The following is a 19,887-nucleotide window of genomic DNA, read 5'->3' as shown; positions in this document are numbered from 1 at the left end:
TTTATACCCTGGATGACAGATCAGATAATGTCGTCCATTGACTTCAGCGGGTAGTGCGCAGGGTATGGATTACGTGCAACGCCGGAATCCACGGCAGCGCGAGCAACGGCGGCCGGCACAACTTCCAGCAAGCGGACGTCCATCGGCTTGGGAATGATGTACTCCTTCCCGAACTCGAAACTCTCCACACCGTATGCCTCGCAAATTTCCTGAGGCACAGGCTCCTTGGCCAGCTCACGGATTGCATTGACGGCCGCCACCTTCATTTCCTCGTTGATCGCGGTGGCACGAACGTCCAGCGCTCCACGGAAAATGAACGGAAAACCCAACACATTGTTAACCTGGTTCGGATAATCAGAGCGACCGGTGGCCATGATCAGATCATCGCGGGTTGCCAGGGCAATTTCCGGGCTAATCTCCGGATCCGGGTTGGAGCAGGCGAAAACGATCGGCTTGGGAGCCATTTTCTTGAGCTGTTCAGCAGTCAGGAGATCCGGACCGGACAGCCCCAGGAATACGTCAGCACCATCAATCGCGTCGTCCAGAGTGCGCTTGTCCGTGTCGTTGGCGAACATTGCCTTGTACTGATTCAAATCATCACGACCAGAGTGGATCACACCCTTGCGGTCAAGCATGAAGATGTTCTCAGAACGAATACCGCAGCTGATCAGAATCTTCATGCAGGCAATGGCGGCAGCACCGGCACCCAGGCAGACCACCCTCGCCTCTTCAATCTTTTTGCCCTGCAGCTCGAGGGCATTGATCATGCCGGCTGCAGTTACGATGGCAGTACCATGCTGGTCATCGTGGAAGATGGGCACGTTGCACTTTTCGATCAGCGCGCGCTCAATTTCAAAGCACTCGGGCGCTTTGATGTCTTCCAGATTGATACCACCGAAGGTATCTGCAATACGCTCAACTGTTTCGATAAACGCCTGCGGGCTCTCGGAATTGACTTCAATATCGAAGACATCAATTCCGGCAAAGCGCTTGAACAGTACGCCCTTGCCTTCCATAACCGGCTTGCTTGCCAGCGGACCCAGGTTACCCAGACCAAGAATCGCAGAACCATCAGAGATGACAGCCACCAGGTTGCCCTTGGCGGTGTACTTGTATGCGTTCTCCGGGTCCTTTGCGATCTCGCGGACCGGTTCGGCAACCCCGGGGCTATACGCCAGGGAAAGGTCGCGGGAGGTCTTGGTTGGCTTGGTGATTTCGACACTCAGCTTACCAGGCCGCGGCTTGGCGTGATATTCAAGGGCTGCTTCTTTCAGATCTTGAGACATTGCCACTGTTCCGTTTGTCACGTTTAAAGGTAGTGAACCGCCGAAGCCAGAGAGCCTCGGATCAACTCCAAATCGAAGGCCCCTACTCGGCGGAGCGCGCCATTATGGCCCGCCAGCCCGGAAACGACAAGTGCCTCATGAACATTTTGTGAACAGTCAATAGGGCTAATTGCGTATGTATCTTATAGGTACACTCTGACGACCGAGCACAAAAAAAGCGCCCGAAGGCGCTTTTCCCGAATCCAGCTCGATCAGTCTTTCTTGGCGCCGATGCGACCACCGAAACGCTTCTGGAAACGGTCGATACGACCACCGGTATCCATAACTTTCTGCTTGCCGGTGTAGAATGGGTGGCACTGGGAACACACATCCAGCTGCAGATCATGGGTGTAGGTAGAACGAGTCTTGAATGTATTACCGCAAGAGCAGGTCGCAGTAATCTCTTCGTACTTCGGGTGGATACCTTCTTTCATGGCGAACCTCGTTAGGTCATGCCGCTACCTGATCACGGGGCATCGAATCTGCCCAGGCGCCAGGCACCGCACGTTTGAATCAATTGAGAAGACGGGGCACAATCATGCCCTGCCGGAAACAGACCGCGAATCTTACTTGCAATTAGTTCTGCAGGCAAGCACCACACTGACCTCCGGACTCGCCCACCTTGGATTTCGCGGCAGGCCGCCGACTAGACAGGATAAGGAAAAACCGTGACACCCGTCATCCCGTGGAGCACTCAGTGCCGTTGATCGCACGCATTGCCTTGAATCGTCCCCTGCGTCGACTCTTCGATTACATTATCCCGGAAGGCCTTGAACTGACGCCTGGTCAGAGGGTGCGAATACCCTTTGGCCGGCAGCAGGCAACGGGTCTTGTTGTTCAGGTGGGCGTTGAGCCTCCTCCCGGCATCACTCTCAAGGCTGTGGCAGGTGCAATGGAAAACTGGCCTGCATTGCCCGTGGAAACCTTCAAGCTTCTCAGTTGGGCAAGCGACTATTACCAGCATCCGCTCGGCGAATGCCTGTTCACTGCCCTGCCCCCAGCACTCAGACGAGGGCGCATTGCAGAGGAAAAAAAGGATCAGTGGTGGCGGGCAATCGACAGCGGCTCGACGATTCCCGCGAATGCGCATAAACAGAAAGCCCTTTGGGATTGGCTGAACCAGCGATCCAACGGCGCCCCGACAACCGATATTCTGAGGGCGGGATTCAACCGGGCGCAACTCAAGGCACTGCAGGAGAAGCAACTGATCGAGATTGTCTCGCCAGCCCGACCAGCGGATTTCAATGAAGCCCCCGAGCTGCTGGCCCGCCGACCCAGATTATCCGAGGCGCAGACATCTGCCGCAGAGCAGTTGGCTACCCCGGACGAAGGGTTTTCCGCCTTCCTTCTATACGGCATCACCGGTAGCGGAAAAACCGAGATCTACCTTCATTACCTGAAAGAACACCTGGGGAATCAGGATCAGGCCCTGGTACTGGTTCCGGAGATCAATCTGACGCCCCAAACGGTCGCCCGATTCCAGCACTATTTTAGCGCACGGATTGTCGTATGGCACTCAGCGCTGAACGACGGTGAGCGCCTGGCGACATGGCTGAAAGTGCGGAACGGCGAGCCCGTTATCCTTGTAGGTACGCGATCGGCTGCGTTGCTACCGTTCACCAACCTGCGAACCATCATCGTCGATGAAGAGCACGACAGCTCTTACAAGCAGGGTGAAGGTTTTCGGTACTCCGGCCGGGACCTGGCCGTCTACCGCGCACACCTGAACAAATGCCCCGTAATTCTGGGATCCGCCACTCCGTCGCTGGAATCCGTTCATAATGCAGAGCAGGCCAAATACCATCTGGTGAAGCTTGAAGAGCGCGCCGGCAATGCTGCGCCTCCGGTCATCAGCTTGCTGGATATCCGGAGTCGCCCATTGGAGGGCGGCCTCTCCCGCCCCGCCTTGAATGCCATCGAACAGATTCTGGCAAAAGGGGAGCAGGCGCTGGTTTTCGTCAATCGGCGAGGATTTGCCCCGGTCATGATGTGCTTTGACTGCGGCCACATGGTTGAATGCCCGCGCTGTGACACTCGCCTAACCTACCACCGCCGGGACCGGGCGATGAGATGCCACCACTGCGACTACCAGACGGCGGCGACCGAGCAGTGCCCAAAGTGCAAGAGTGAGGCCTTCAAACCGGTTGGGCAGGGCACCGAGAGAACGGAGGACATTCTTGCCACGGCTTTCCCGGATACACCAGTGGTGCGAGTGGATCGCGACAGTACGCAGCGCAAAGGCAGCATCCAGGGCATCCTGAACCAGGTAAACACCGGCAAACCGTGCGTGCTTGTGGGCACCCAGATGCTGGCGAAAGGACACGACTTCCCGAATGTCACACTCGTGGTGGTGGTAAACGCGGATGGTGGGCTGTTTAGCGTGGACTTTCGCGCCCCCGAGCAACTCATACAGACTCTTCTGCAGGTCAGTGGCCGTGCCGGACGGGGCACAAAGCCCGGCAAAGTGCTTGTGCAAACCTGCCACAGCGACCACCCGCTGTTAAAGACACTGTGCGAGGGCCACTACCTCGACATCGCCGACCAACTCCTGAAAGAGCGGGAAGAAGGCCAATTCCCGCCATTCCGCGCCATGGCTATCTTCAGGGCAGAAGGCGACACCATGGAGAAAAGCTTGCAAGCGCTGGATACAATTAAGCCCCTCGCGAATACCACAGGCATCGAAACCTGGGGGCCGTTGCCAGCCATGATTGCCCGGCGCGCCGACAAGCACCGCGCGCAACTGATCCTCAACGCCCGCAACCGGAAAAAGCTGAACAGCCTGCTTACCGGAATCTGTCAGGAACTGGACCAGAGAAAGCTGCCTGCCGGGGTCAAATGGATGATTGATGTTGATCCGCAGGAAACAGGATAATTTGAGCCGAGACTGCGGAATCCCGAGCCTTTTGCTTGCAGCCAAACTTTCCGCGATAATAGCCGCCTTCTGTTTTCAACGGGCCTCCTGCCCCGAATCCAATTCTCCTGTAAACCGAGTCATCTGACAGCATGAAAGAGACCGTTTCCGATCTGCTCCAGTCTGCACTGGCAGCACTCCAAGCCGATGGCACGCTGCCTGCGGACCAGTCCTTCACTCCACAGGTGGGCAATACCAAGGACAAGTCCCACGGCGATTATGCCTGCAACATTGCCCTGGTTGCCTCGAAAGCGGCTGGCTGCGCGCCCCGCAAACTGGCGGAGGCTCTGATCGAGAACCTGCCTGAGAGCAGTGCGGTGGAGAAGGTGGAGATTGCCGGGCCCGGTTTCATCAACTTCTTTATGAGCACGGCCAGTGCTTTTGAAGTGGTCAACACCATACTGAATGAAGGCGATCGTTTTGGCCGCAACAACCAGGGCCAGGGCGAAAAAGTTCAGGTGGAGTTTGTTTCGGCCAATCCCACAGGCCCACTCCACGTTGGCCACGGGCGTGGCGCGGCGATTGGCGACTGCCTTTGCCGGCTGCTCGAAGCAAACGGCTACGATGTGACCCGGGAGTTCTACTACAACGACGCCGGGGCCCAGATTGATAACCTGGCACTCTCAGTTCAGTCGCGGGTGAAAGGTCTGACGCCGGACGACGAGAGCTGGCCGGCGGACGGCTACCGGGGCGACTACATCGTTGATGTCGCCAAGGCCTACCTTGCTGGCGACACCGTCACAGCGGACGATCGGGAAGTGACCGCCAAGGCGGACCCCGAAGACCGCGACGCCATCCGCGAATTCGCCGTCGCCTACCTGCGCCGGGAGCAGGACCTGGATCTGAAAGCCTTCGGCGTTCAGTTCGATGTCTATTTCCTGGAATCCTCCCTGTACGAGGACGGCAAGGTTGAAGCCACGGTCAAACGCCTGCAAGAAAATGGCTACACCTACGAGCAGGATGGTGCCATGTGGCTGAAAACCACAGAGTTCGGCGACGACAAGGATCGGGTCATGCGCAAGAAGGACGGTGGCTACACCTACTTCCTGCCGGATGTCGCCTATCACCTGGACAAGTGGCAACGGGGCTTTACCACTGTTATCAACGAACAGGGTGCCGACCACCACTCTACCGTTACCCGCGTTCGCGCCGGCTTGCAGGCACTGAATGCCGGCATTCCGGAAGGCTGGCCAGACTACGTGCTGCACCAGATGGTGATGGTGACCCGCTCCGGCCAGGAGGTGAAAATCTCCAAACGCGCCGGCAGCTACGTGACCGTCCGAGACCTGATTGATGAGGTTGGCCGCGACGCGACCCGTTTCTTCCTGGCCGCGCGCCGGGTGGATTCCCAGTTGACCTTCGATATCGATCTGGCTCGCTCCCAGACCAATGAAAACCCGGTTTATTACGTGCAGTATGCCCATGCGCGCATCTGCAGCGTGCTTCGAAAACTGGCCGAGGAAGGTGCAGAGCGCGGCCGCAACGAATGCATCGGCGACCTCTCACTGCTAACGCTCGACGAGGAAAAGGATCTGGCCAACCAGCTGGCCAAGTATCCGGAGCTCATTGCCAATTCCGCCGTGCAACGTGAACCGCACCATCTCACGCACTACCTGCGGGACCTGGCGGGCCAGTTCCATACGTATTACAACGCCCATAAGGTATTGATTGAAGATACCGCCGTTCGTGACGCCAGGGTCAGCCTCTACCTTGCCATAAGGCAGGTTATCGCCAACGGTCTGGACCTGCTGGGCGTCAGCGCACCGGAAGAGATGTAAGACGAATGTCCCGAGACTACGCCCGTAAGGACAGACCCGCCAAAGCGTCGGCTACGTCACGCAAAAAGCCTGCGAAACAGGCAAAGCCGACGGCTGCCCGGCCGAAACCGGCGGCCAGTGCCCGCTCCCAGCACGGTGGCCTGTCGCTCAAGTGGATACTGTCCCTGGCGGCCGTGGGCGGCTTTATCGGGTTTATCGTCTACCTGAACTCCTTGCCAACGAGTCCACATTCGCAGCAGCCAGCAGTCACTGAGAAACCGGCCCAGAAACCTGCGAAGACGCCCGCAGAGACCGCGAAGGAAGAGGAAAAACCCGGGTTCCGCTTCTACGAGATGCTGCCGGAATCCGAGGTGGTACCGCCGAAAGTCGAAGAATACACACCCGGACCGACACAAACGGATTTCAATTATCTGCTTCAGTCCGGCTCTTTCCGCAGCAAGGAGGACGCCGAACGACAGCGGGCCCAGATTGCCTTCCAGGGTTTGCGGGCAAGTACCCAGAGGATTGACCTGGACAACGGTTCGGTCTGGTACCGCGTCAACGTTGGCCCCTTCACCTCCCGAAGCCAGATGAACTCCGCCATCGACAAACTGGTTTCCCTGAATATCCAGCCACTGGTCCGGAAGATCCCCAAGGAAGGCTGATCTTTCGGGCCGGGTGCGAACACCTTGAATTCGCACCAGAAGCCTCCATAACAACGGGATACCAATTTCAATCAGGCAATTGGAGCCCAAATGACTACCATTCTTTCCGTCAGGCGCGATGACGAAGTTGCCATGGGTGGCGACGGCCAGGTTTCCCTCGGCAATACCGTAATGAAAGGCAATGCCCGGAAGGTTCGCCGCCTCTACAACGGCCAGGTGATCGCCGGCTTCGCGGGCGGTACCGCCGATGCCTTCACCCTGTTCGAGCGATTCGAAGCCCAGCTTGAAAAACACCAGGGCAACCTCACCAGGGCTGCGGTGGAATTGGCGAAAGACTGGCGAACTGACCGTGCGCTGCGCCGGCTCGAGGCCTTGCTGGCTGTAGCGGACAAAACCGCCTCGCTGATCATCACCGGCAACGGGGATGTGATCGAGCCGGAACAGGGCCTGATTGCCATCGGGTCTGGCGGGCCCTTTGCCCAGGCTTCAGCCCGGGCCTTGCTGGAAAACACAGACCTGTCCGCCCACGAGATAGTCGAGAAAGGTCTGGATATCGCCGCCGATATTTGTATCTACACCAACCACAATCGCACCCTTGAAGTGCTCTCCAAAAACGACTGATCCGGAGCGACCATGTCTGCAATGACTCCCCGTGAGATTGTCCACGAGCTCAACAAACACATCGTGGGCCAGGAAGAAGCCAAGCGGGCGGTGGCTATCGCCCTGAGAAATCGCTGGCGCCGGATGCAGCTGGACAGCAGCCTGCGCGATGAGATCACTCCCAAGAACATCCTGATGATCGGTCCCACGGGTGTGGGTAAAACCGAGATTGCCCGGCGCCTCGCAAAATTGGCCGATGCCCCGTTTCTGAAAGTGGAGGCCACCAAATTCACCGAAGTCGGCTACGTCGGCCGCGACGTGGAATCCATCATTCGTGATCTGGCGGATATGGCCGTCAAGATGCTGCGCGAAGCAGAAATGAAGCGTCACGAAGAACGGGCATTGGACGCGGCGGAAGAGCGCATCCTTGATGCACTGATCCCGCCGCCCCGGGATTTCGGTGAAGACAGCCAACGCAGTTCCGACTCCTCCACTCGCCAGCTGTTCCGGAAAAAACTCCGGGAGGGCGAACTGGATGACAAGGAAATCGAGATCGACCTGCGTAATTCCAACGCCGGAGTCGAAATTATGGCGCCTCCGGGCATGGAGGAGATGACCAATCAGCTGCAGAGCATGTTCTCCAACCTGTCTTCCGACAAGCGAAAAACACGGAAGATGAAGGTTTCTGACGCCCTCAAGCGGGCCAAGGAAGAAGAGGCTGCGAAGCTGGTCAACGAAGAAGAGATCAAGCAGAAAGCCATTCAGGCCGTCGAGCAGAATGGCATCGTGTTCGTGGACGAGATCGACAAGGTCGCCAAGCGATCCGAGAATACCTCGTCGGATGTTTCCCGCGAGGGCGTCCAGCGCGATCTGCTCCCGTTAATTGAGGGCAGCACCGTAAGCACGAAATACGGATCTGTGCGCACCGATCATATTCTGTTCATCGCTTCCGGCGCGTTCCACCTGTCCAAGCCCTCGGATCTGATTCCGGAGCTGCAAGGCCGCTTGCCGATCCGCGTTGAGCTTCAGGCACTGACACCCGAGGACTTCAAACGCATCCTGACCGAACCGGATGCCTCCCTGGTGCAGCAGTACGAAGCGCTGATGCTGACCGAAGGTGTGAAACTGACCTTCCGGGAGGATGCCATTGCACGTATCGCCGAGGTTGCCTGGAAGGTGAACGAGAGCACTGAAAACATCGGTGCCCGTCGGCTGCATACCGTCCTTGAGCGGTTGCTTGAAACCCTTTCCTTCGATGCCGGTGACAAGGTTACCGATGGCTTCGAGGTAACCGCCGAATACGTGGATGAAAAGCTTGGAGAGTTGTCCGAAGACGAGGATCTGAGCCGGTACATTCTGTAGGCGTGAGCGAGGGGGCAGATGACACAGTCATCTGCCCCCTCGCCTACTGAACATTATTGCGCCTTTGAAAAGAGGTGCGAAACGTTAGTCAAGCCACCCGCCAACCGGCCCTTCTCGGCTTTTTTCTTCCTGCCCTTGGCCACATACAGTGGCAGCATTTCGCCGTATAGACTGGTACTGATCGTCCGCTGCTCGTCTTCAAGGCGATCCCGGCGAAGCTTGATGCCATATTTCGCCAGCTTGGGCTCCAGCTGATCTGCGCGACTCAGAAGATCCCGCCGTGTCATCTGATAGGCGTGCTCACACACCATTCTACGGGACTGGAAGCTGAATACGTTGGAGAAGAACAGCTTGGCGTCGTCTCGGGTGGGTTCAAACAGCAGAATATCCTTGTCGGGATAATCCCGGGCATACTGGGCAATGCCCGACTGCATCCTTGAGTACACCATGGTCCTGAAGGTCTGTGACAGAACGTTTGGCATACCTGAGCGGGTCAGCTCGCCCGGCTTCATGGAGCCGGCCCGGACCGCCGCACTGGCGTCAATCGGCACCTGGGGATTCACGGCGAAAACCAGGTCGGCACCGTCTTCAAAAGCCACGGAGGCGTGCAAACCCTTGCGCAGCGTACCGTCCACATAATACCGCCCATCGATTTCCACTGGCACATACAACCCCGGTGAGGCAGTGCTGGCCTGAATAGCCTTGGAAATGGGCACATGATCAAAACCGGGAGCACCAAAGCAGACCGCTTCGGTACTCTCAACATCGGCAGCCACGATGTAGAGGCTGCGCTTGAGCTGACGGAAATCATTGGTGCGCCCAAGCATGGTGAAGGCCCGTTTGAGATACTCATGCAGGCCTTCGTTATCAAACAGCCCGGCCGGCGCTGCCTGGGCCAGAATGGTCATGGCTTCCAGCAGACTCTGATCGTAGGGGTTGTTGACGAAGCGACTCACTGCCGTCGAAACCAACCCGGGAATTGCCAGCAATCGACTGCCAATCTCCCGGAAAGCCGGGCGATAGAATACTTCCGGATGGAACGGGTGCACTTCCGCCTCGTTGCGCACGAAAATCCGGCAAAGTTGCGCCGTGGTCATCTGGTTGGCGAGATTCGCCGCCACAAAAGATCCGCCATTTACACCAACATAAACATCGATGTTGTTGAAATCGAGACCATCAAGTGCCTCATCCAGCGCCCGGAGCGCTCCGATTTCATAAATGCCGCCCAGAGGACCACCGCCACCAAGGGCAAGCCCGATGCGGGGAGCGGGTTTATGGTCAATTGGCGAGCTCATAGCCTTCCCTTTTCCGGATTAAGAATGCGGGCCCGTCGGGCAGGCCGCCGGATAATTCCATTCTCAAGATAACAACCGTATTTAGAGTGCGCACCCTATATTGCCCAAACCCGCACCTGCGATCAGGAAACGGCGGCCTCTGATACCGCCATGGCCGTTGACTTGCCGGGGCGCAGGTAACGGCCGAAGCCGGCATTACGCAACGCCAGGTCGACACAGCTCTTGATCACGTGAGGCGAGTCCAGCAACAACACATCTTCCAATAGCTGAATGGCCCACTCACGGCTGACACTGCGAATCACCGATTTGACCTTCGGCAAGCTGGCGGCGTTCATGGACAGGGAATCGTAACCCATGGCCATCAACAGCAGCGCACCGCCGGGATCACCCGCCAGTTCACCGCAGATGCCAACGGGCTTGCCCACCGAGTGAGCGTCCTGAGCGATTCGCACCAGCGCCTGGAGTACCGCCGGATGATACGAGTGATAGAGCTGGGCAACCCGGGGATTGTTACGATCGACCGCCAGCAGATACTGGGTCAGGTCGTTGGAACCAACAGAGAGGAAGTCCACCCGGTCCGCCAGCTCCCGGATCTGGTAAACGGCAGCGGGGATTTCGACCATCACGCCCACCTTGGGCATGTGAATGTCGTAACCCTCTTCCCGAACTTCGTGGTACACCCGGTAAATCAGGTGCAGGGACTCCTCCACCTCCGAGATGTTGGAGATCATTGGCAGCATGATCTGGAGGTTGTTCAACCCCTCGCTGGCCTTGAGCATGGCCCGAACCTGAACCAGGAAGATCTCCGGGTGGTCGAGGGTAACGCGGATACCCCGCCAGCCCAGGAACGGGTTTTCCTCCTGGATCGGGAAATAGGTCAGCGCCTTGTCGCCGCCAATATCCAGCGTACGCATGGTAACGGGGCTCGGCGCGAAGGCTTCGAGCTGCTCCCGGTAATACTCTCGCTGCTCCTGCTCTGAGGGGAAGCGGTCCTTGATCATGAAGGGCACTTCGGTCCGGTAAAGACCGATACCCTCGGCACCGTGCGAGAGCGAGCGCACCACATCGGTCATCAACCCGGTGTTCACCAGCAGTGAGACCCGATGGTGATCGGTGGTTTCACAGGGCTTGTCCTTGAGAACTTCAAGCCCGCGAATAAGTTCGTCTTCTTCGTCGCAGATCGCCTGGTAATAGGAGCGGAGGTCTGCCGATGGCGAAGCAAAAATCTGGCCCTCAAAGCCGTCTACGATCAGCTCCTTGCCATCAAGCTGGTTCACCGGAATGTCGACAAGCCCCATAACCGTGGGCACGCCCATGGCACGTGCCAGGATGGCGACATGAGAGTTACTGGAGCCTTTGACCGACACCAGACCCACCAGCTGCCCCTTGGGGACCTCGCCAAGCATGGCCGGTGTCAGCTCTTCGCTGACCAGGACCGTGCGCTCGGGGTAGTTCAGGTGCTTCTGCTCGCCTTCCTGCAGATGAGACAGCAGACGGCGGCCCAGGTCCCGGATATCAACAGCGCGTTCCTGCAGGTAGTGATCGTCCATCATCTCGAAATGACGGATGTACTGCTGAACCACCTGCTTGAGAGCGCCCTGGGCCCAGATCCCTTCCCTGATCTTGTTCGACACCTCACCAGGCATGGCATCGTCGCCCAGCATTCTCAGATAAACATCGAACAGGGCCTGCTCTTCAGGACGCAGCTGCGAAGCCAACCGCTTGGCAACCCGCTCGATATCTTCCCTTACCGCCTTCACCGACGCTCCGAACAGGGCCAGTTCCTGATCAATATCATCAGTCGGCTTTTCCGGTACCACATCAAGATCAGCCGATGGATAAACGACAACGCCATTGCCGATGGCAACACCTGGAGCACCCGGCACGCCGTTGAAACTGACATCGTGTGCCTCCTCACCGGTCAGGGACAGGCCACTGATGGCGCCGGTGGCTTCACTATGGGCTATGACCCCCGCCAGCTGAGCGGAAACGGTTACCAGGAATGCCTCTTCGCCCTCATCAAAGCACCGGGAACTTTCCCGCTGCTGGACAACGAGCACCCCCAGCACCCGGCGATGGTGAATAATCGGAACACCCAGGAACGAGCGGAAGCGCTCCTCCCCGGTCTCGGGGAAATAGCGGTAGCGCGGGTGGGACGGTGCATCTTCAAGGTTGATGGGTTCTTCGCGGGAACCCACGAGACCGACAAGGCCCTCAGAGTAAGCCAGGCTCACCTGGCCTACCGCCTTGCGGTAAAGGCCTTCGGTGGCCATCAAAATGTAGCGGTTGGTGGCAGGGTCAAGCAGATAGACGGAACAGACCTCGGTTCCCATGGCTTTCTGCACCCGCGATACAATGATATCCAGCGCCTCCTGCAGATCGCGGGCGCTGTTTACCTCTTGTACTAGACTTCGCAGAATGCTCAGCATGGCGGTGTCAGTCCGTCATTTCTGGTGTTCCTGTAAACGCCGATTCTGCTCCGCCCGATGCCACTGCTCCATGTTGTAGAACAGTCGCGGCGCAAGCTCTCTCAGCGCGCGTCGATACACTTCTCGCTTGAATGAAACCACCTGCCCCAACGGATACCAGTAGCTTACCCACTGCCAGCCGTCGAACTCCGGTGAATCCGTACCATCCACGCAAACCTGCGCGTCCGGCGATAACATCCTCAGCAGGAACCATTTCTGTTTTTGGCCCACACAAACGGGGTGGGAGTTTTGGCGTACCATCCTCCTCGGGAGTCGATACCTCAGCCAGCCTCGCGTGCAGCTGATGATTTCCACATCGTTTGCACAGAGGCCGATTTCCTCTCCAAGCTCCCGGTACAGCGCATCCTCGGGGGATTCATCATGTTTGATGCCACCCTGGGGAAACTGCCAGGAGTCCTGCCCTATTCGCCTTGCCCAGAGAACTTCTCCTCTGTGATTGGCCAGAATGATTCCGACGTTGGGTCTGAAACCGTCTGAATCGATCACGGCACAGTCCTCTCAAAAGTCGGTTGACCGGTACAAAAATTCACCGGTCGGATTTGTCCAAGTTGCTCTCATTCTTACAGAATCCCAAGGGTTCGGCAAACGGAGCCGTTGGGGACAGGTCATGATAGACTTGGCGTTTTACTGCAAGCCCTGTGATCACCGGAGGTAGCCGCTTGACGCTCGCAATTTTTGATCTCGACAACACCCTTTTAGCCGGAGACAGCGACCACGCCTGGGGCGAATTTCTGGTGGAGGAAGGCATTGTCGATGCCGAGGAATACCGCCTTGCCAACGACCGCTTCTATCAGGAATACCTGAACGGCGAGCTGGATATTCTGCACTACCTGGGGTTTGCCCTTCAGCCTTTGGCCAGTCACAACATGGAAGAGCTACTGGCGTGGCGGGAAGCCTTTATGGAGAAAAAAGTACGCCCCATGATGCAGGCCACTGCGAATACGCTGCTGGACAGCCACCGGGAGCAGGGTCACACCCTGATGATCATCACCGCCACCAACCGTTTTGTGACTGAACCCATTGCCGAGGCCCTCGGCATCGAACATCTGATTGCCACCGAGCCCGAGCTTGTCAACGGCCGTTATACAGGCGAAGTGGCCGGCACTCCGAGCTTTCAGGATGGCAAAGTCGCGCGACTGGATGACTGGCTGAGTGCCCATAACAGGACACTCGAGGGGGCCTGGTTCTACAGCGACTCCCACAATGACTTGCCGCTGCTGAAAAAAGTGGACAACCCGGTAGCCGTCGACCCGGACCCGACCCTGGAGCAATTTGCCCGGGACAACGGCTGGAAAGTGATGTCACTGAGAGGCTGAAATGTGAATATGGGGTCAGATGAAAGCTTTCATCTGACCCCGACTTCAAATGCTTCAGAAGAAGCCTGTTAGTGAGCGTACAAAGCAGGACTTGATGTAATCGGTCTCGGGGATGCCCGGAATCACCGGGTGATCCGGAGCCTGATGCCCCTGCTCGAGCAACTGGACAAAGCGGTCGATCTTGCGGCCGCTGCCTCGAATGATGTCCACCAGCTTCTCCTGCGAGAGATGCATCGAACAGGACGCGGAAACCAGTATCCCATCGCGCTCCAGCAACCGCAGACCGAGCTGGTTCAGCCGGGCATAGGCCTCTTCACCCGCCTTCTGGTCCCTGCGCCGGGGAATCAGTGCCGGCGGATCGAGAACCACCACATCAAACTTCTCCTTCTCATCCGCCAGCGCCTTCAGGGCTTCGAAAGCATCGCCCTCAATGGTTTCCACATTGTCCAGGCCGTTGAGTCTGGCGTTGTGGTGGACCGAATCAATGGCACTGGCCGAACTGTCCACACAGGTCACCTGGGTGGCCCCCGCACAGGCTGCCTGGATACCCCAGCCACCAACGTAACTGAACACATCCAGGACCCGCTTACCCGGCGCATAAGCCTGCAAACGGGCACGATTCATCCGATGATCATAGAACCAGCCCGTCTTCTGCCCGCCTTCCAAAGGTACCTCGAACCGGACACCGTTCTCCTCCACCTCCAACAAGCTGACTTCAGCGCCATGGGCCTGCTCCACGTAGGTATCCAGCCCTTCCACCTTGCGCATCTTGCCATCGTTCTTGAGGATGATCGCCGCCGGGTGCACCAGCCGCTGAACTGCCCGAACAACTGCCTCCTTCATCGCTTCCATACCGGCCGTGGAAATCTGCACCACCACCGTGGAATCAAACCGGTCAATCACCAACCCCGAAAGCCCGTCACTGTCGCCAAACACCCAACGGTAAAACGGCTTGTCGAAAAGCCGTTCTCTGAGCGCAAGCGCAGCCTCCATCCGCTGGGTCAACCGCTGGGGCGTCATACCGTGGCCCGGATCCCGACTGATCAGCCGGCCACAAATCAGCGCATGGGGATTAACGAACACTGTACCCAGAGGCTTGTCGTTCGACGCCCGAAGCTCCGCCTGAACACCGGCCTCGAATTCCGTCAGCGGACTGCGGCGGGTGTCCACCTCATTGCTGTAAACCCATAGATGGCCAGCACGGAGACGGCGCTCTGCGCCTTTTCGAAGATACAGAACCGGAAAATTCATAAAGACCACCTGGAAAGGAAAGACAGGGATTATACAAGATGAGTTGAAACTGATACCGATGTATGACGGGCTGACGGGGCGGGCCTTCCAAAACTGTGCGGAGCCAGGGATGGCGGAGCCAAGCGTACAGGGACGTATTCACAGCGTGTTTTGGAAGGCCCGCCCCGTCAGGCCAGCCTCCCAAGCGGAAGTGTTATTCCTCGGCCGCCACATGCTCCGCATAAGCTGTAGAATCCATCAGGCCATCCAGCTCACCAGCATCGTCAAGCCGCACCTTGTAAAGCCAGCCGTCACCGTAGGGATCTTCGTTGACCTTCTCCGGCTCGTCCTCGAGGCTCTCATTCACCTCGATAACCTCACCGGTCACCGGGCTGAACACATCCGAAGCCGACTTCACAGACTCAGCGACCCCGGCTTCCTCTCCTCCGTTAACCGTTGCGCCCACATCCGGAACACCGATGTATACCACATCACCCAGTTGCTCCTGGGCAAAATCCGTAATACCGACAGTCGCCGTGCCATCGTCTGACACGCGAACCCATTGATGGGTCTCAATGTATTTCAGGTCTGCGGGTATCTCACTCATAGTCTGGTTTCCTGAACGAATTTTTTGCGCAGTTTAACTGAAGAGGTTAATTCCAGCGAACCTCACGTGCCAGCTTCATGAACGAATTCAGGTAATCCACCTCCCGATCCCGCTCACGAAGTCCTAAAAAGATCTGTTTCGGAATCCCCGTTTCCCCCAGCTGAACCGGCCGAACCGGAATCCGAGTACCGTAATCCTCGACCAGCCAGCGTGGGAGCGCGGCCACCCCGCGCCCTGCCGCGACCATTTGCAACATGATATCGGTGGTCTCGATGGTTTTATGCCGCGCGGGACTGGCGTGGGCCGGAAGCAGGAACCGCGTGTAGATATCCAGACGTTCGATCTCCACCGGGTAGGTGATCAGGGTTTCTTTCTCCAGATCCCCGGGTTCAGCCCATGCCTTGTCCGCCAGAGCATGGTCCGCAGCCACCACCAACACCTGCTCGTAGTCGAACACCGGCTCGAAAACCAGGCCCGGGCGCTGCAGGGGGTCTGGAGTTACCAGCATGTCGATGTCGTGACCGAACAGGGCGCCAATGCCGCCAAACTGGAATTTCTGTTTTACATCCACATCCACCCCGGGCCAGCTCTCCAGATAGGGCCCGACTACTTTCAACAGCCATTGATAGCATGGATGGCACTCCATTCCGATACGCAGCGTGCCACGCTGCCCCCTGGCAAACTGGCCGATCAGCATCTCCGCGTGCTCCAACTGCGGCAGCAGCCTGTTGGCCAGTGAAAGCAGGTATTCCCCCGACTGGGTCAGTCGCAACTGCCGCCCTTCCCGCACCCAGACGTCGGTACCCAACTGGTGTTCCAGCTTACGGATGGAATGGCTGAGGGCAGATTGCGTCAAGTGCAGGCACTCGGCGGCCGCCGTCAAAGACCCCTGCTGATTCACTGCCCGGAGAATTTCCAGATGGCTTCGCTCGATCATTAGCACCCTTTACATGACTAATATTCATTGATCGCTGAAATAATACCATTATTTTTCATTCCGCCAGATGGATACTCTGCACTTTCTTCAAAATCACAGAATCAAGCAGAGGACACACCATGGTAACCACCCACAATCTCGGCTTCCCACGAATCGGGGCCCGCCGCGAGCTGAAGTTTGCCCAGGAAGCATTCTGGAAAGGCCAGATAAGCGAGGAGGATCTGCAGATTACCGGTGCTGATCTCCGGCGCAGGCATTGGCAGAACCAACACCCACTGGACCGAGTGCCCGTCGGAGACTTCTCCTTTTACGACCAGATACTGGATATGAGTGTCACCCTGGGCAACCTGCCTGAGCGGGTGAACGACACCAAAGGCAGCGAACTCGACCGTTATTTCCGTGTAGCCCGGGGGCGTTCCGGGCAGGAATCAGCCTGCTGTGGTGTTCAGGCAGGGGAAATGACCAAATGGTTCGACACCAACTATCACTACATCGTGCCCGAGTTCCACCAGAACACCCGCTTTCGACTCAATGGCAACCGACTAATCGATCAGATCGACGAGGCGCGAGCCCAAGGAGTGACACCAAAGCCGGTGATTATCGGCCCCGTCACCTATCTCTGGCTTGGCAAAGCCAAAGACGACAGCGACCGACTGTTGCTGCTGGAGTCGCTACTGCCCGTGTACTCAGAGCTTCTGGAACTGTTAGCAGACCGTGGCGTTGAGTGGGTTCAGGTAGACGAACCCGCGCTTGTGACCGACCTGGATGCGGACTGGCGCCACGCCTTCAGCCTCGCTTATCACCACCTCAAGACAAGCACGCCGAAGTTGTTGGTAACCACTTACTTCGGTGAATTGCGAGAAAATCTGCAGCTGGCCTGTGAATTACCCGTGGCCGGATTCCACCTCGATGCCATCAGTGCCCCACAGGAAGTCCCCCGTGTGGTCGACTGGCTACCGCCCCACAAGCAACTTTCTTTGGGCGTTATCAATGGCCGGAATATCTGGCGATCGGATCTGGAGAAGACCCTCGACTGGCTCGAACCGGTCTATGAAAAGTTGGGGAATCGTCTCTGGCTCGCGCCATCCTGCTCACTGATTCATGTGCCTGTCGATCTAACGAGTGAAGACAAGCTTGACCCGGAAATCCGCAGCTGGCTGGCATTCGCCGTCCAGAAACTGGATGAACTGAAGACTCTCGCCACAGCGTTGAGTAATGGAAGAGCGGCCGTTCGCGAACAACTGGCGGAATCGACGGTAGCCGTCAACAGTCGGGCAACATCCGAACAAGTTCACAGCGCTTCTGTGCAGGCCCGTCTCGCCGACGTCAGCCCGGCACTCGGTCAGCGGCAAAGCCGTTTCCCGGACCGCATCGCCATACAGCAACGGAAGCTTGGCCTACCCCGCTTCCCGACAACCACCATCGGGTCCTTTCCCCAAACACGGGATATCCGCCAGACCCGCTTGCAGTTCCGAAAGGGTGAGCTAAAGGAGCCGCAATACAACGCCCGGATTCGCGAAGAGGTTCGTCGCTGCATTGTCGAGCAGGAGGCCCTGGGGCTCGATGTGCTTGTTCACGGCGAAGCCGAGCGAAACGACATGGTCGAATATTTCGGCGAACAACTGGACGGCTATGCCTTCAGTCAGTTCGGGTGGGTTCAGTCCTACGGCTCGCGATGCGTGAAACCACCCATCCTGTTCGGAGACATATCTCGCCCGAAAGCCATGACCGTCGAATGGATCCGCTATGCCCAGTCGCTCACGAAAAAGCCTCTGAAGGGCATGCTGACCGGACCTGTCACCATCCTCAACTGGTCGTTCGTGCGGGACGACCAGCCACGGCGAGAGACCTGCCTTCAACTGGCACTGGCCATCCGGGAGGAGGTGCTGGATCTGGAGGCCTCGGGCGCCCGAATTATCCAGATCGATGAAGCCGCCCTTCGGGAGGGCTTGCCGCTGCGGCAAGCCGATTGGAAGAACTATCTGGACTGGGCCATCGAGTCATTCCGGATATCTGCCAACGGCGTTCGAGACGAAACCCAGATCCACACCCACATGTGCTATTCGGAGTTCAACGACATTATCGAAGCCATCGCCCGGATGGACGCTGATGTGATTACCATCGAGACCTCCCGGTCGGACATGGAGCTTCTCGATGCCTTCCGTGGTTTCCATTACCCGAACGACATCGGGCCCGGTGTCTATGACATACACTCGCCGAATATTCCCGACAGCGAGCAGATTCGATCATTGATGATAAAGGCGGCAGAGCGGATACCAGCAGAGCGGCTATGGGTGAACCCAGACTGTGGCCTGAAGACCCGTCAGTGGGAGGAGGTCCGCCCTGCCCTGAAAGGCATGGTCGCCGCCGCTCGGGAACTCAGAGAAAGTATTCAGTAACCGGAACTGTTCTGATCCAGCTCGAACTGGAAATCCTCGGCCCGGCGGACTTCCGTTGCGAAGTCGCCATAATCGTGGAATTCGAACCAGCGGTAACCGGGCGGTAAATCCTCAACCGAGAACTTACTGGAACCGGAAGTAAACTGGATGCAGGTGGACGGCGTGGCCAACAGCTGCACGCCGTTGCGCTCGCGCTCGTGCTCCTGATGGATATGCCCCCACAACACGATCCTGACCTGAGGAAATCGATCTAGCACCTGCCAGAACGCATCGCGATTGGTTAGGCCAATTTTCTCCATCCAGTCGGAGCCGATATCCACCGGATGATGATGGAGTGCAATCACTGCCGGTATGTCCGGATGTTGCTCAAGCGTCTCCGAGAGGAACGCCAGTTCGGATTCAGCCAAAGCGCCGAAAACCTTGCCGGGCACAGAGGAATCCAGCATCACAAACTGCCAGCCACCCTGAATCACGTGACGATCAGAAGCGTTGTACTCGCGAGAAACCTGGAGCAGGTTATCGATATGATCGTGATTACCAGCGATCCAGACTGAGGGACAGGAGAAAGACTTCAGGCTCTCACCAAAGACTCGGTACGCTTCCACCGACCCGTCTTGAGCGAGATCCCCGGTAGCCAGAATCAGATCCGGCTGACCGTGCACTTTCAATACCTCTGCAATAACCGCCTGCAGGCTTTCCCGGGTTCTAACGCCCAACAGATCTCCGTCGGCACGCGCCATCAGGTGCGGATCAGTCAGCTGCAGTACCCGCAGTGGCCGGTTTTTTTCCTTCGTGGTCATGGCGTTCTGGATCTACTCGCTGGCAATACGTGGTCTGATAACAAGTGTACGACGCCGATTCACAGATTTATCACTTTCGAATCGAACCCGGGTCACATTCTGGCAAGGCTTAGACGATATATTGCAATTTTTGACAACTATGGCACATCGGTGCGCCATAGCCACACCACTTTAGTACAGGATAAGCGTGTATC

General features: G+C 57.6%; 16 protein-coding genes. 7 read left to right on the top strand and 9 right to left on the bottom strand.

Annotation, left to right across the window (positions count from 1 at the left end; all coding sequences use genetic code 11):
- Positions 1 to 20: 20 nt before the first annotated feature.
- Together BM035_RS15300 and rpmE are read right to left on the bottom strand one after the other, a co-directional pair.
- Positions 21 to 1,286 (bottom strand): malic enzyme-like NAD(P)-binding protein, encoded by a 1,266-nt coding sequence (locus tag BM035_RS15300; RefSeq protein ID WP_053114367.1) that lies wholly within the window; start codon positions 1,284 to 1,286, stop codon positions 21 to 23.
- Between the two features lie 251 nt (positions 1,287 to 1,537).
- Complete coding sequence (gene rpmE, locus BM035_RS15295; RefSeq protein WP_008170804.1) at positions 1,538 to 1,759, bottom strand: 50S ribosomal protein L31; 222 nt, start codon at positions 1,757 to 1,759, stop codon at positions 1,538 to 1,540.
- A gap of 263 nt (positions 1,760 to 2,022) precedes the next feature.
- Here rpmE and BM035_RS15290 point away from each other — a divergent pair, with 263 nt between their 5' ends.
- The 5 genes from BM035_RS15290 (at position 2,023) to hslU (ending at position 8,620) form a co-directional block, all read left to right on the top strand.
- Positions 2,023 to 4,197 (top strand): primosomal protein N', encoded by a 2,175-nt coding sequence (locus BM035_RS15290; protein WP_092032960.1) that lies wholly within the window; start codon positions 2,023 to 2,025, stop codon positions 4,195 to 4,197.
- Positions 4,198 to 4,328: 131 nt separating this feature from the next.
- Positions 4,329 to 6,014, top strand: coding sequence for an arginine--tRNA ligase (argS, locus tag BM035_RS15285; protein ID WP_092032957.1), 1,686 nt, complete (start codon positions 4,329 to 4,331; stop codon positions 6,012 to 6,014).
- A gap of 5 nt (positions 6,015 to 6,019) precedes the next feature.
- Positions 6,020 to 6,658 carry an SPOR domain-containing protein gene (locus BM035_RS15280; protein WP_092032955.1) on the top strand — a complete coding sequence of 213 codons (639 nt, stop codon included), beginning with the start codon at positions 6,020 to 6,022 and terminating at the stop codon, positions 6,656 to 6,658.
- 90 nt (positions 6,659 to 6,748) lie between these two features.
- A complete protein-coding gene (gene hslV / locus BM035_RS15275) occupies positions 6,749 to 7,279 on the top strand; it encodes an ATP-dependent protease subunit HslV (protein ID WP_008170810.1) in 531 nt (176 codons plus the stop codon).
- A gap of 12 nt (positions 7,280 to 7,291) precedes the next feature.
- A complete protein-coding gene (gene hslU / locus BM035_RS15270; protein ID WP_092032952.1) occupies positions 7,292 to 8,620 on the top strand; it encodes an ATP-dependent protease ATPase subunit HslU in 1,329 nt (442 codons plus the stop codon).
- A gap of 53 nt (positions 8,621 to 8,673) precedes the next feature.
- Here hslU and BM035_RS15265 read toward each other — a convergent pair whose 3' ends face one another.
- The 3 genes from BM035_RS15265 to BM035_RS15255 form a co-directional block, all read right to left on the bottom strand.
- Positions 8,674 to 9,915 (bottom strand): patatin-like phospholipase family protein, encoded by a 1,242-nt coding sequence (locus BM035_RS15265; RefSeq protein ID WP_008170814.1) that lies wholly within the window; start codon positions 9,913 to 9,915, stop codon positions 8,674 to 8,676.
- 122 nt (positions 9,916 to 10,037) lie between these two features.
- Positions 10,038 to 12,344: a phosphoenolpyruvate--protein phosphotransferase gene (ptsP, locus tag BM035_RS15260; RefSeq protein WP_014576019.1), complete on the bottom strand. Its 2,307-nt coding sequence runs from the start codon at positions 12,342 to 12,344 to the stop codon at positions 10,038 to 10,040.
- Between the two features lie 15 nt (positions 12,345 to 12,359).
- Positions 12,360 to 12,890: an RNA pyrophosphohydrolase gene (locus tag BM035_RS15255; protein ID WP_041644941.1), complete on the bottom strand. Its 531-nt coding sequence runs from the start codon at positions 12,888 to 12,890 to the stop codon at positions 12,360 to 12,362.
- A 173-nt stretch (positions 12,891 to 13,063) separates the two neighbouring features.
- On the opposite strand from BM035_RS15255, the gene BM035_RS15250 reads away from it, so the two are divergent.
- Entirely contained in the window at positions 13,064 to 13,720 is a 657-nt protein-coding gene (locus BM035_RS15250) for a histidinol-phosphatase (RefSeq protein WP_053114358.1), read from the top strand.
- 54 nt (positions 13,721 to 13,774) lie between these two features.
- On the opposite strand, the gene BM035_RS15245 is transcribed toward BM035_RS15250, so the two are convergent.
- The 3 genes from BM035_RS15245 to BM035_RS15235 form a co-directional block, all read right to left on the bottom strand.
- A complete protein-coding gene (locus BM035_RS15245; protein ID WP_092032949.1) occupies positions 13,775 to 14,971 on the bottom strand; it encodes a class I SAM-dependent rRNA methyltransferase in 1,197 nt (398 codons plus the stop codon).
- 193 nt (positions 14,972 to 15,164) lie between these two features.
- The gene (gene gcvH / locus BM035_RS15240) at positions 15,165 to 15,557 is read right to left on the bottom strand and encodes a glycine cleavage system protein GcvH (protein ID WP_092032947.1); all 393 of its coding nucleotides are present in this window, start codon (positions 15,555 to 15,557) and stop codon (positions 15,165 to 15,167) included.
- A gap of 46 nt (positions 15,558 to 15,603) precedes the next feature.
- The gene (locus BM035_RS15235; protein ID WP_092032944.1) at positions 15,604 to 16,494 is read right to left on the bottom strand and encodes a LysR family transcriptional regulator; all 891 of its coding nucleotides are present in this window, start codon (positions 16,492 to 16,494) and stop codon (positions 15,604 to 15,606) included.
- 119 nt (positions 16,495 to 16,613) lie between these two features.
- On the opposite strand from BM035_RS15235, the gene metE reads away from it, so the two are divergent.
- Entirely contained in the window at positions 16,614 to 18,893 is a 2,280-nt protein-coding gene (metE, locus tag BM035_RS15230; RefSeq protein WP_092032942.1) for a 5-methyltetrahydropteroyltriglutamate--homocysteine S-methyltransferase, read from the top strand.
- Here the strand turns inward: metE and cpdA are convergent.
- Positions 18,887 to 19,693 carry a 3',5'-cyclic-AMP phosphodiesterase gene (gene cpdA / locus BM035_RS15225; protein WP_008170828.1) on the bottom strand — a complete coding sequence of 269 codons (807 nt, stop codon included), beginning with the start codon at positions 19,691 to 19,693 and terminating at the stop codon, positions 18,887 to 18,889. The genes metE and cpdA overlap by 7 nt on opposite strands.
- Positions 19,694 to 19,887: the final 194 nt, after the last annotated feature.

Origin of the sequence: Marinobacter sp. DSM 26671, assembly GCF_900112835.1 — a bacterium.
Classification (GTDB): Bacteria; Pseudomonadota; Gammaproteobacteria; order Pseudomonadales; family Oleiphilaceae; genus Marinobacter; species Marinobacter flavimaris.
Note: the sequence above shows the minus strand (reverse complement) of the source record. Positions and strands in the feature narration are given on the sequence as shown.